The organism is Bacillus canaveralius (assembly GCF_002860125.1).
GTDB classification, from domain to species: Bacteria; Bacillota; Bacilli; order Bacillales; family Cytobacillaceae; genus Bacillus_BJ; species Bacillus_BJ canaveralius.
This window is the reverse complement of record NZ_PGVA01000028.1, coordinates 42,250-54,340: the sequence shown is the minus strand read 5'-3', so window position 1 is coordinate 54,340 and position 12,091 is coordinate 42,250. Positions and strand designations below refer to the sequence as shown.

The following is a 12,091-nucleotide window of genomic DNA, read 5'->3' as shown; positions in this document are numbered from 1 at the left end:
TATTTTTTATGCATTACGCATCAAAAAATTTAGCCTTGAACGGCCGTTAATGATTGATTGGTTAATGTGTTTTGGATCATCGCTACCGCTTCATTGATTTCTTGTTCGGTAACAGTAAGCGGCGGTAGCAGCCTCAGTACATTTTCTCCTGCCGGCAAAGCCAGCAACCCAGCTTTTCTTAATGTTGCGAGCGTGTCCTGGACGTTGACGCTTAATCCAATCCCCAGCATCATGCCAAGGCCCCTTATTTCTTTCACCTGGGGCAATGATAATAAAGCTGAGCATGCCTTTGCCAAGTATTCGCCTTTTTCTTTCACTTCTGCCAGGAAGGAGTCTTGAAAAACAACCTCCATCGTAGCAGTGGCTGCGGCAACTGAGAGCGGGTTTCCGCCAAAGGTTGAGCCATGGCTGCCCGGGCCGAATGCAGAGCTGAGATTTCCTTTTCCAATCACTGCTCCGATCGGCAGCCCGCTTCCCAAGCCTTTCGCCGTTGTGACAATATCAGGCTTCAACCCAAAATGCTGGAACGCGAACGGTTTACCGGTTCTGCCTATTCCTGTCTGAATTTCATCGATAATCAGCATGGCTTGATGCTGTTTACATAAATGAGCTACTTTTGCCAGGAATTGTTCTTCAGCGGTGATGATTCCGCCTTCGCCCTGGATGACTTCAAGCATGACAGCTGCTGTATCATCGGACATTTCCTTTTCAAGGGCAGCAATGTCATTAAACGGAATCGTCACAAACGTTTCAAGCATCGGCCCAAAACCGACTTTAACTTTTTCCTGTCCTGTCGCCGCCATCGTTGCGAACGTGCGTCCATGAAAAGAATTTTTAAAGGTGATAATTTTATGCTTTCCCGTTTGTTTACGGGCAAGCTTAATGGCTGCCTCATTTGCCTCTGCACCGCTGTTCGCAAAAAACACCAAGTCAAGCCCTGCTGCATCAGCAAGCATTTTCGCGGCGGCTTCCTGTTTGTCAATCACAAATAAATTTGATAAATGCCAGTATTGGTCTAATTGCTTCTGGATCGCATCCTCAACCGGCTTTGGCCTGTGCCCGAGATTGCATACACCAATTCCGGACGTAAAGTCGAGGTAGCGCTTCCCGTTTTTATCTATTAAAATCGTGCCTGCCGCCGAAGCCGGTTCAACTTCCCACTTTGTATATGTTGGAAACAGATAACTCATCATCAGACCTCGCTTTTCTGCTTATAGTCGTACCTTTCCATTGCTCATCTTCATAAATGGCGCCCTTTCCTGACGCGATCATCGCATTTTTCACACCTCGTTTAACAGCGGTAAGCGCTGATTCAACTTTTGGAACCATACCGCCATAAATTTGGCCTTCTAAAATATATGCATCAATCTCTTCAGGCGTTATATGAGATACCACAGAACCTCCTATCATGATTCCTTCTACATCGGTCACGAATAAACAGCATTCTGCCTGTAAAGCGAGCGCGACCGCTGCAGCGGCATAATCTGCGTTAATATTCAGCTTTGTCCCATCCGCCGTGACACCGACCGGGGTGATCACAGGAGTGAAATTTTCCTTTAACAGCATGTTAATTACACTTTGGTTAACTTCGATTACCTCGCCAACAAATCCGAGTTCCTTTTTGTTAATAAACCTGGCTTTTAGGCACTTTCCATCACTTCCGCTTAATCCGATCGGATTAAAACCGTACTGGCCGAGAAGTTCAGCCAGTTTTCGATTTGTCTGCCCCGTTAAGACCATTTCAACAACCTGCATCGTTTCTGCTGTTGTTTTCCGCAGGCCGTTTCGGAATTCAGGTACAACATCGTACAGTGCGAGAAGCTTATTGATATCAGGGCCGCCGCCATGGACGAATACAAATTGCCAGCCTTGCTTGTCAAGCTCGTGCAAGCTGTTGAAAAAGGAAGGTGTCAGCAAGTCAATAACACTGCCCCCGCATTTAATGACGATAATCTTGTTCACATTATGTTCGGTAGCTTGCATTAATTTTGATATAGTCATAGGTTAAATCGCACCCCCATGCTTTGCCGGCTCCGGCTCCTGAGTGGATATCGACAAATATTTGAATAAAGTCATTGTTCAGATACTCTGTCGCCTCTTGTTCCGAAAATGGCTGCGGCTCACTTTTGGACAGCATCTTGATCGGGCCGATCGATATATCAACGGCAGCAGGATTGAGGCTGGCTGAGCTTTGGCCGATTGCGCAAATAATCCGGCCCCAGTTTGCATCCGCACCGTATACAGCAGTTTTGACGAGATTTGAGCCAACGATTTGCTTGGCAATCATATTGCCATCGTAGTTGTCAGCTGCTCCGGTTACGTTCACTTCAATCAACTTTGTTGCCCCTTCTCCATCTTTCGCAATTTGCTTTGCCAGGCTTTCACAGCTTTCAGCAAGCAACTCGACAAACAACGGCCAGTCACGATGTTCAGGCGACAGCGCTTCATTGCCAGCTTTTCCATTTGCCATGACGAGCACCATATCGTTTGTCGAAGTATCCCCATCAACGGTTATTTGGTTAAAGGTTCGGTTGGTCACTTCTTTCAGAGCCGCACTCAAGTGGTCGGAAGCGATGTTGGCGTCCGTTGTTACAAAGGCAAGCATCGTCGCCATGTTTGGATGGATCATTCCCGACCCTTTTGCTGCGCCGCCCATTACAACGGTCTTTCCATCAATTACTGCGGAAAAGCACGATTTTTTCATGACCAGATCCGTTGTGAGAATAGCAGTTTGAAAGCTTTCAGCGTTGCTTTCAGCTGCACCGGGAGACAACCCGGCAATTCCTTTTTCAATTTTGTCCATCGGTAAATATTCACCAATCACTCCAGTCGAAGCAACTGCGACATGATTTTCTTTTATATTAAACTTTCGGGCTGTTAGTTCCCTCATCTTATAAGCGTCTGCCAATCCCCGTTCTCCTGTACACGCATTCGCACATGCACTGTTTACAATTACCGCCTGCACCAGGCCTGCTTGCTCGATGCTTTCCATTGTCACCTTTAGCGGTGCAGCCTGAAAGAGATTTGTTGTATAAACGGCAGCGCAGCTTGCCGGAGTATCACTGACGATCACGCCCACATCTTTTTTTGCATAACGCATGCCGGCATGAACTCCATCGGCGCTAAAGCCTTTTGGTGACAGGATGCTCCCTTTTGTGATCGCTTTTATTCCCTTTTTCATGGTAATTGTTTGCAAAATATTCTAGCCTCCCTTTGTTACGGATAAAATGGTACAAATTCTAAACCGGCTTTTTCATCAAGTCCATTCATGATGTTTGCATTTTGGACAGCCTGCCCGGCCGCCCCTTTCACTAAATTATCAATCACCGACACAATCGTCAGCCTGCCTGTTCTTTCATCCGAATTCAAGCCAATATCACAATAATTGGAGCCGGCAACCTCTTTGATCGACGGATAAGTACCAACTGGCCGGATTCTGACAAATGGATGATTTTTATACATTTCCCTGTATAAATCAGTTATTTCCTCTGTCGAAACAGGTTGGAGCAGTTTAACATACATCGTTGCCATAATTCCCCTTGTGATCGGCAGTAAATGCGTGCTGAACGTGATGTTGCCAATCGCTTCATTCCACACATTTAATTGCTGTTCAATTTCCGGGATATGCTGGTGCTGATTAACTTTATAAATTTTTATATTTTCGTTTACTTCTGAAAAGTTGCTTCCTTTTGAAGCTGCGCGCCCCGCCCCAGAAGCTCCTGACTTTGCATCGATAATAATCATGGCGGGATCGATCAATTTATTCATCGCGACAGGAGCCAGCCCAAGTAAAGCAGCTGTCGGATAGCAGCCGGGATTGGACAGTATCCTTGCCCGGGCTACATCCTGACTGTTCCACTCTGATAATCCGTACACAGCCTCATTAATGATTTTCGGATCGACCGCATTATGTCCATACCATTTTTTATAGACGCCGCTTTGTTTTAAGCGCAAATCCCCTGATAAATCAACAATTTGAATGTCCGAGTCCGCAAAAGCCTCGGTAAGCTTGCCGGAAACTCCTGATGGAGTAGCCAAAAAGACAAGCTCGGAATGTTCAGCGATTTTATCGGGATCAATTTTTTCAAGCCGATGATCTAGGATATCTGTTAAGTGCGGATATTCTTCACTGATCGGAAGCTCTTCTCTTGTTGAATGAATTGATTGTATATTGTATACAGGGTGAGAATGCAAAATCCTTAATAATTCAGCACCACCATACCCGGTTGTTCCGATAATAGAAACGTTCATGCATTTCCCCCTCAAGAAAAATGTATATTTAATCATAAAAACTTATATTTATGAAAAATATGTTTCTCTTATTATAAGAATTTACTTTCAAGAAAGCAACCGTAAAAACTAAATTTTTAAACTGTTTTATATTTTTATGTTATAGACAGTTGACGATAAATAGTTTTTATTTTTAAAATATTTAAAAGCGAGACAGTTTCGCACCTTCAAAAGGTGGTTAAAACATGCAGGTAATGTCAGAAATTTCGGCTGAATTAACAGAGATCTTCCAAATGGTGCATCATATGCGGAAAACGGAAAAGGGGGCATTCCTTTTTCAGGAAGGGGAAAATGCCGCTGAGCTTTTCCTGATTCAAAGCGGAAAAGTGCAAATCAGTAAGATGGTTCCCGATGGCCGTGAATTGACGTTAAGAATGTGTTCCGAAGGAGATTTAATCGGGGAGCTTTCTTTGTTTTGTCCTGCACCTAAATATATGCTGAGCGCAAAAATAGTCGAAAGCGGCGAAGTGGCAGTGATTTATAGAGACGATCTCGAGGAAAAGCTAGCCGAAAACAGCCGTGCAGCGCTGGAATTCATGAGATGGCTCAGCGGACAGCATCGCAAAACGCAAACAAAATTTCGCGATCTAGTCCTGCATGGAAAAAAAGGCGCTTTATATTCAACGTTAATCCGTTTATCAAACAGCTACGGAGTTGCCAGAAAAAACGGGATTTTAATCAACGTTCCCCTCACCAACCAGGACCTTGCCAACTTTTGCGGCACCTCTAGAGAAGTGGTCAACCGGCTACTCAGCGAACTGCGCAAAAATGACATTATCAGCATGGATAAAAGCTTGATTACGATTCAGGATCTCGATTATTTAAAGCTTGAAATCGATTGTGAAAACTGCCCGGTTGATATTTGTAATATCGAGTAACCGAAAAAAGCTTCATGGCAAACTGAAACCAGCCATGAAGCTTTTTATCTTTGCCTAAATAATTGCGATCAGCATTACAATAAAGAAAAAAGCCGCATTGGCGATTTCGAGAATGCCAACTTTTTTGATAGAATATGGCTTTCCATAAAAAGCAAATGCTCTCAGCAGGCTCGGCAAAAACGCAAACGCAATCAGCCATTGCCCGGACACAAGCCAGATAAGCAGTACAAGGGCATGATATGTCCAGGAAATTCGTTTATATAAACGGCTTTTCTTTTCCCTGATCATTGTTTTCACATAAAACGTACTCCCTGCAAAGAACAAAACCGATCCTACAAAAATCAAAACCAAGTCCTCTGAAATCATTCCGGCGCTTAAATACCCGCTCGCAAGCCCGGCAATCGCAAATACAAAGATAGCGCTGAAGTCGTTTAATAGAGCCCGGTCTTGATTCTTGCCTGAGAAATAAATGTTAATAAAGAAGAGTGGAATCATCAACAGACCGAAAATCACTAGTGATGGCCTTGCCCATAAAGGAATCGCTAGCAGAATTAAAGCAGGGACGAGATAAATGAATGTCCACTTTGTATAGAAATTTACTTTCTTTTTTTTGAATAATAAGAGCATTGGGTATGTCGCTAAATATAAAAGGAGCCAGCCAAAGAAAAAAGGAATGTGTTCCCATTGAATTCCCGCAGCCGCTGCACTCAGCCAAAAAGGAATGATCAGCATCGCCCAGGCTCCGTGCTGTTTTGGCAAAAATAACTTCATAATGATCTCTCCTATACCTATACTACTTTAACTGTATAGAATTTTCGGCATGTAATAAGTGAAACTAATCACAAAATATCAAGTTATTTTTCGATTTTTGCATGTTTTTCTGTTTCATTCCCATAAAAAAGGGCCCAATGGACCCAATTACAAATGCTCATACTAGCTGTGCGCGTTTTCCTTTAAAAATCGGGTAATCCATTGCACTCCTTCATGTCCACGCGCCGGGAAACAAGGAATAGTTAAACCTGCCAATTCGCTATGCCCTTCAAGCTCTTCATGAAAAAGGATTACCTTAACCTCCTGCAGCTGTTTGAGGAGGAAAAGGTCCTCCTCTGTTCTTATTAAAATCGCCTTTGGATAATTTTCGTGCTTATGCCCTTCGACAATGATAAAGTCCGGCTCAAATAAAGACATGAATTGTATCTTTTTAGAAAGCGGCCAACTGGCATTTTCCCCATGAATGATGACTCTGCCATCACCTTCAACGAGAGTAGCAGCCGCGCCAGCCGTTATGTGGCGGCTTGAGTCTTTTTCGACTGGAAGATCCGGTTTTCCGCCATGGCCATGGTGTTTAATCGTCACCGTCGTAAAACCGCTTTTGGACAGGCTTGAAAGCAAGTTCGTCACCAGCAATGTCTTGCCGCTGTTTTGAAAACCGCAAGCCTGGAATACAACAGGTTTTACCATGGCCACTCGCTGCCGGTTTGGTCTTCAAGCAACAACAGTTCTACTTCATCCCCCGCTGCAAATCCCCTTGTGCCTCCAGGTAAAATCATCAACGAGTCTGCGCCGGCAAGGCTCATGACGATGTTTGATTTATCAACACCGCTTGGAGAGGCAGTCAGCCTGCCATCCTGAAAATCAAGGGCGCTCCTGACAAAACGTGCAAACGGATTGGCTTTTGGAAAATTAGCGGTAAGAATCGCTTGTTCTTTACGTAAATGCGGTTTTTCTGAGAACAGCAGTGTACGGATCACTGGCCTTGTAAACAATTCGAATCCGACATAGCAGGCGGAAGGATTTCCGGAAAGACCAAACAGGAGCTTTCCTTGATATTGGGCAACGGTCGTCACGCTGCCCGGCCTCATGCCGACTTTATTGAATAACACTTCTGCCTGCAATTTTTCGTAAATGTCCGGCAAATAATCGAAGTCCCCTACCGATACACCGCCAGTTGTGACAAGCATATCAACCTTATCCAACGCATTTTTTACAGCCTCAAAACAAATATCAAAATCATCCGGCAGCTTGCCAAAATAATGAACTTCTGCTCCTGCCCGCTCAATCTGGGCCGAAATCATATGCGAATTGCTGTTGCGAATTTTACCAGGTGATAACGGCTCCTCCACTTCAAGGAGCTCTGTTCCGGTTGCGAACAGGCCAACGACCGGCTTTTGCGCGACCGGAACTTGTGCGTATCCAAAAGTTGCGAGCACAGCCTGGATGCCCGGATTGATAAACGTTCCTTTTTTAACAAGAACGTCTCCTTCTTTCGCATCTTCGCCCCGGAAAGAGACATTTTCACCGTTTTTCGATGCGCGTTTAACAGCCATATAATTTTTGCCATCACGCTCCATCTCTTTTGCCAATTCGAGCATTACAACAGCATCGCACTGTTCCGGCATTTGTGCTCCGGTCATAATGCGGACGCACTGAAACGGCCCGACATTTTTGGATGTGATCAAACCGGCACCAATATGATCAATCACTTCAAATTCGACCTGGTTTTCTTGGGAAGCTCCGACTGTGTCGATGGAGCGAACCGCAAACCCATCATATGGGGCCCGGTCAAAATGAGGTACGTCATGGGTTGCGATTATATCTTCAGAAAGATAGCGGCCATAGCTATTCGTAATCGATATGTATTCTGTCTTTCCATTCTTCGCATAGTTCATCACTCTCTTTACTGCTTCCCCGATAGAAATCGGTTTTCTTCTTTCAACCATCATTCATCAGCTCCTACCTGCACTTACAACGGCAAATTAACGTTCTTTTTTGCCTCTTTATTATATAGGGTATACGAAACAGGAGATCATGACAAACATCACAGCAGTTTTCGGAATAAATGCTTCTGTTTTGCCACTTCATTCATTAAAAAGCTCCGTTTTCAAGCTTTACGGAGTAGAAACAGAAAAAAATCGCTAAGTGTGATATGCGTCACCTTCAAACCAATCATAATCCTTTATTGTTAAGGTGTGATCAAAACATTTAATGATTTTAAGGAGGAAGCATAATGAGTTTGCCATTTTCAGCAACATCACTTGTAAAAGATATTGTAAATGAGCTGCCTAAATCCAGCGATATTTTTAAACGCCATCGAATTGACTTTTGCTGCGGAGGCAATATCCCCCTTACCGATGCTGCAGCGCAGCGCAATATCGACGTGGATTCTTTAATGGCGGAATTGCATGAGGTTTATCAAAAGAGCGGGAATGAGCCGACAGATATAAAAACGTGGATGGCTTCGAGCTCCGCTGAACTGATTGAGCAAATCAAAGAAAAATTCCATCGCCCATTGGAAGAGGAATTGTCACAGCTCAGTCCGTATGTAACGAAAGTGTCCAGGGTTCATGGCGACCGCCGCCCGGAACTCCTGAAAGTATATGAGCTTTATTATGAATTAAAGAAAGAGCTGCTTGAGCATACAACAAAAGAAGAAGAAAGCATTTTCCCATTATTGCTAAAGCTTGAAACAGCCCCTGAAGCAGAGCGCACCCGGATTTTGGAGGAAATTAGACAGCTTGAAAAAGAACATGATCATGCAGGCGCAATTTTAAAGGAACTGCGCGAGATCACTTCCGATTTCACGCCGCCTCTTGATGCGTGCGGAACCTACCGTTTAGTCTATAAACGTCTCGAAATGCTGGAAGAGCAAACATTCATGCATGTCCATCTTGAAAATAATATTCTGTTCCCGCGCTATCTGACGGCAAATTAATAGATGACTTTCCTGACTACCTTGCCGGACTCAAGCCGGCAAGGTTTTTGTCTACAAGCTACCTATTGTTATTTATCTACTTCGTCATGTTAGCCGGAAGAGATGCGCCTTTTTCAAACGCTCTTTTTCTTCGCAACTGCAGCGTATCGCCCAAGTTTTTCTTTAACAGGATAACGATATTTATCGACGCTGCGAGTAAAACCAGAATGAAGAAACATAGTGCCGAAACAAGCGTAACGACCCACATTGAGCTATTCATGTCAAACAAACCCTACCCTCTCTTTCAAAATCCCGTCACGCAAAAACAAACTCCGGTCCCCGTACTTTGCAACCTCCTCATCGTGGGTAACGATTAAAATCGTCATGCCATTGTAATGAAGATCTTCCAAGCATGTCAGGATATTATCCCTGTTTTCTCCATCCAAATTGCCTGTCGGCTCATCACACAGTATTTCAGGATTGTGGACCATCGCCCGGGCAATCGCCGTTCGCTGTTTTTCCCCTCCCGACAGCTCTCCTGGCAGATGTTCAAGCCGATGGGACATATGCAACTGTGATAAAATCTCCGTTGCCCTTCTTTCAATCTCCTTTTTCGGCAGATATGGCCATTGCGGGAGCATAACATTTTCCACCACCGTGTATTGGTCAAGGAGGCGGTAATGCTGAAAAATAAAGCCTATCTTATTGCGGCGGAAATCCTGGAGCGCATCGTCAGAGAGCCCATTCAACAGCATGCCGGCTACTTCTACCTCTCCCATGGAAGAACGCTCCATTCCCCCGATTACATTCAGCAAGATTGTTTTCCCCGAACCTGATGGACCTAATATCGTGATCCATTCACCTTTTTCAATCGATAAAGAAACATCCTGAAGAGCATAAACCGGGTGAAAGCTATTATAAACAACCTGGATATCCTTCAAACTAATGATGCTCATATTATTAGCCTCCTATATTGAACAGCCATCCACCCCCAACAAAGCGGTAGGTGGACAGCAGCCAAAATACTAGCAAACTTCCATTTCATTCATCATTCATTTTCCTGTTTTTTGGAACTGCGATCTATTTCCAAAATATGATAGTTTAATATTGCTGTCAATATCTTCTACGGGGTTTTTTGTGTTTTTTTTAATTTTTTTCAAATACGTGAATTAACAGATAATTTTTCGGTACAAAAAAACAACCCTTTTCCAGAGTTGTTCCTTCACCCACCGATATATGACATTTCAATTTTCTTGCGGGTTGCGATTGTTTCTGCTGTCCGTTCATCTGAATAGCGGTCGCTTCGCTGTTCCCAAATCGAAATGATTCTTGCTTTAATCTCCTCATCCGTTGCGCCTGCTCTCATAAAGTCGCGCAAATCGTGGCCGTTGCCATTGAAAAGGCAAGTAAAAATTTGGCCGTTTGCCGATAATCTTGCCCTTGTGCAGGTTGAACAAAACGATTCAGAAACGGATGGAATAAAGCCGACACGCGCGCTCGCATCCTTGTAGGAATACAATTTGGCGACTTCCCCGTAATACGCGGGTTCCACCGCCTCAAGAGCGTCGTGGTTTTGCAAAATCTCATAGATTTCTTTTTTCGTGACAACATCATCCATTTTCCAGCCATTTGTGCTGCCGACATCCATAAATTCAATAAAACGAAGCTCCAGGCCTTCCAGTTTACAGAACTTCGCCATCGGCACTATTTCATGTTCATTTAAGCCTTTTTTGACGACCATATTGATCTTGACGCCCAGTCCCGCTTGTTTGGCAGCATTAATGCCTTTTAAGACCGGACCGACACCGACGTTTCTGCCGTTAATTTGGCCGAACAGCTCATCATCAAGACTATCGAGGCTGACATTGACCCGTTTTAAGCCGGCAGTTTTCAGATCGCTTGCAAGTTTAGGCAGTAACACTCCATTAGTGGTCAATGCAATATCATCCAACCCTGGAATATCAGCAAGCATTTTTACTAATACAGGCAAATCCCTGCGCAAAAGGGGTTCTCCGCCTGTTAAGCGGATTTTTTCAACACCGAGCCCGACAAAGACCCGTCCAAGCCGTTCAATTTCTTCATAAGCAAGCAATTCGCTTTTTGGCAGGAACGGAAAGTCAGGGCCGAATATTTCAGCAGGCATACAATACTGGCAGCGGAAATTGCAGCGGTCGATTACAGATATTCGCAAATCCCTTAACGGCCTTTTTAGTTGATCTCGAATCAAGTGATCTTTCATTCCATCACCCCCATATATGAGACGTATTTTAACAAACCTTATGTTGGAGTGCTGTTATTATCCTCACACTTTTTATTGTTAATTTCACAAAAGATACATCTGCCTATATTTAATCATAAAAACATAAATAATATGTGAAACTTTGAAAATTGTCATGAGAATGTCAAATCCGCTTTATGTAAAGCAGGAGAATTTCTGACAACTTTGTGAATTACCACTATTAACCTAATGGTAATGTTATGATATGAAAAACGTTTTCACTTTATGAAAAGGGTGATATAAATGACCGTGACAATGAAACCAACTCATTCGATTGAAATTAAAGAACTGCTGCAGTTTGCCGACCACAAAATCCAAACAAAAAAAGGCACGTACCTTTTCCAAGAAGGAAACGAAGCAGATTTACTTTACATCGTTTTATCGGGAAAAATACAAATCAGCAAAATAACTACAGATGGCCGCGAGCTGAGCTTAAGAATTGTCGGCCAAAATGATATTTGCGGAGAGCTGACGCTGTTCACCGATTCCCCAAAATATTTACTCAGTGCGTTAATCATTGAAGCCGGCGAAGTCATAGCGATCAAAAAGGATGTATTGGAAAGAGAAATCTTTCAAAACAGCGCCCTTGCATTTGAGTTTATGAAATGGATGAGTGACCATGTCCGCAAAACACAAACGAAGTTTAGAGACCTCGTCCTAAACGGTAAAAAAGGCGCTTTATATTCAACACTTATTCGCATGACAAACAGCTACGGGGTGAAAGGCAGTGATGGAATCCTGATTGACCTTCCACTGACAAACCAGGAGCTGGCGAATTTCTGTGGGACATCGCGGGAAAGCACAAACCGGATTTTAAATGACCTCAAGCGGGAAGATGTTATTTCTACGAAGAGAGGCAAAATTGTCGTCCATGATGTTCAATTCCTAAAGGACGAAATTGGCTGTGAAAATTGTCCGGCAACCTATTGTAGCATTGATTAATAAATCGATAAC

General features: G+C 43.7%; 13 protein-coding genes. 3 read left to right on the top strand and 10 right to left on the bottom strand.

The features are described from left to right. Positions 1–29: 29 nt before the first annotated feature. From CU635_RS12560 to argC, 4 genes are read right to left on the bottom strand one after another with little or no spacing between them, the layout of a single operon-like run. Complete coding sequence (locus CU635_RS12560) at positions 30–1,190, bottom strand: acetylornithine transaminase (protein ID WP_101577720.1); 1,161 nt, start codon at positions 1,188–1,190, stop codon at positions 30–32. Then, positions 1,150–2,001 (bottom strand): acetylglutamate kinase, encoded by an 852-nt coding sequence (gene argB, locus CU635_RS12555; protein WP_245917453.1) that lies wholly within the window; start codon positions 1,999–2,001, stop codon positions 1,150–1,152. Before argB ends, CU635_RS12560 begins: the two co-directional genes overlap by 41 nt. After that, on the bottom strand, positions 1,964–3,181 hold the full coding sequence (gene argJ / locus CU635_RS12550) for a bifunctional ornithine acetyltransferase/N-acetylglutamate synthase (protein ID WP_101577943.1): 1,218 nt from the start codon (positions 3,179–3,181) through the stop codon (positions 1,964–1,966). Before argJ ends, argB begins: the two co-directional genes overlap by 38 nt. Positions 3,182–3,216: 35 nt before the next feature. Beyond that, positions 3,217–4,251 (bottom strand): N-acetyl-gamma-glutamyl-phosphate reductase, encoded by a 1,035-nt coding sequence (argC, locus tag CU635_RS12545; protein WP_101577719.1) that lies wholly within the window; start codon positions 4,249–4,251, stop codon positions 3,217–3,219. Between the two features lie 233 nt (positions 4,252–4,484). Here argC and CU635_RS12540 point away from each other — a divergent pair, with 233 nt between their 5' ends. Continuing rightward, positions 4,485–5,168, top strand: coding sequence for a Crp/Fnr family transcriptional regulator (locus CU635_RS12540; RefSeq protein WP_101577942.1), 684 nt, complete (start codon positions 4,485–4,487; stop codon positions 5,166–5,168). A 54-nt stretch (positions 5,169–5,222) separates the two neighbouring features. On the opposite strand, the gene CU635_RS12535 is transcribed toward CU635_RS12540, so the two are convergent. The 3 genes from CU635_RS12535 to CU635_RS12525 all read right to left on the bottom strand — a co-directional run bounded on the left by CU635_RS12535 (position 5,223) and on the right by CU635_RS12525 (position 7,888). Continuing rightward, positions 5,223–5,939, bottom strand: coding sequence for a YwiC-like family protein (locus CU635_RS12535; RefSeq protein ID WP_101577718.1), 717 nt, complete (start codon positions 5,937–5,939; stop codon positions 5,223–5,225). Positions 5,940–6,101: 162 nt separating this feature from the next. After that, complete coding sequence (gene mobB / locus CU635_RS12530; RefSeq protein WP_101577717.1) at positions 6,102–6,629, bottom strand: molybdopterin-guanine dinucleotide biosynthesis protein B; 528 nt, start codon at positions 6,627–6,629, stop codon at positions 6,102–6,104. Next, complete coding sequence (locus CU635_RS12525) at positions 6,623–7,888, bottom strand: molybdopterin molybdotransferase MoeA (RefSeq protein ID WP_101577941.1); 1,266 nt, start codon at positions 7,886–7,888, stop codon at positions 6,623–6,625. Before CU635_RS12525 ends, mobB begins: the two co-directional genes overlap by 7 nt. A gap of 287 nt (positions 7,889–8,175) precedes the next feature. Here CU635_RS12525 and ric point away from each other — a divergent pair, with 287 nt between their 5' ends. Further along, positions 8,176–8,880: an iron-sulfur cluster repair di-iron protein gene (ric, locus tag CU635_RS12520; protein WP_101577716.1), complete on the top strand. Its 705-nt coding sequence runs from the start codon at positions 8,176–8,178 to the stop codon at positions 8,878–8,880. A 76-nt stretch (positions 8,881–8,956) separates the two neighbouring features. Here ric and CU635_RS12515 read toward each other — a convergent pair whose 3' ends face one another. The 3 genes from CU635_RS12515 to moaA form a co-directional block, all read right to left on the bottom strand. Continuing rightward, positions 8,957–9,148: a hypothetical protein gene (locus CU635_RS12515; protein ID WP_101577715.1), complete on the bottom strand. Its 192-nt coding sequence runs from the start codon at positions 9,146–9,148 to the stop codon at positions 8,957–8,959. Further along, the gene (locus CU635_RS12510; protein ID WP_101577714.1) at positions 9,141–9,815 is read right to left on the bottom strand and encodes an ABC transporter ATP-binding protein; all 675 of its coding nucleotides are present in this window, start codon (positions 9,813–9,815) and stop codon (positions 9,141–9,143) included. Before CU635_RS12510 ends, CU635_RS12515 begins: the two co-directional genes overlap by 8 nt. A gap of 266 nt (positions 9,816–10,081) precedes the next feature. Then, positions 10,082–11,098, bottom strand: coding sequence for a GTP 3',8-cyclase MoaA (gene moaA / locus CU635_RS12505; protein WP_101577713.1), 1,017 nt, complete (start codon positions 11,096–11,098; stop codon positions 10,082–10,084). A 282-nt stretch (positions 11,099–11,380) separates the two neighbouring features. On the opposite strand from moaA, the gene CU635_RS12500 reads away from it, so the two are divergent. Continuing rightward, on the top strand, positions 11,381–12,079 hold the full coding sequence (locus tag CU635_RS12500; protein ID WP_101577712.1) for a Crp/Fnr family transcriptional regulator: 699 nt from the start codon (positions 11,381–11,383) through the stop codon (positions 12,077–12,079). Positions 12,080–12,091: the final 12 nt, after the last annotated feature.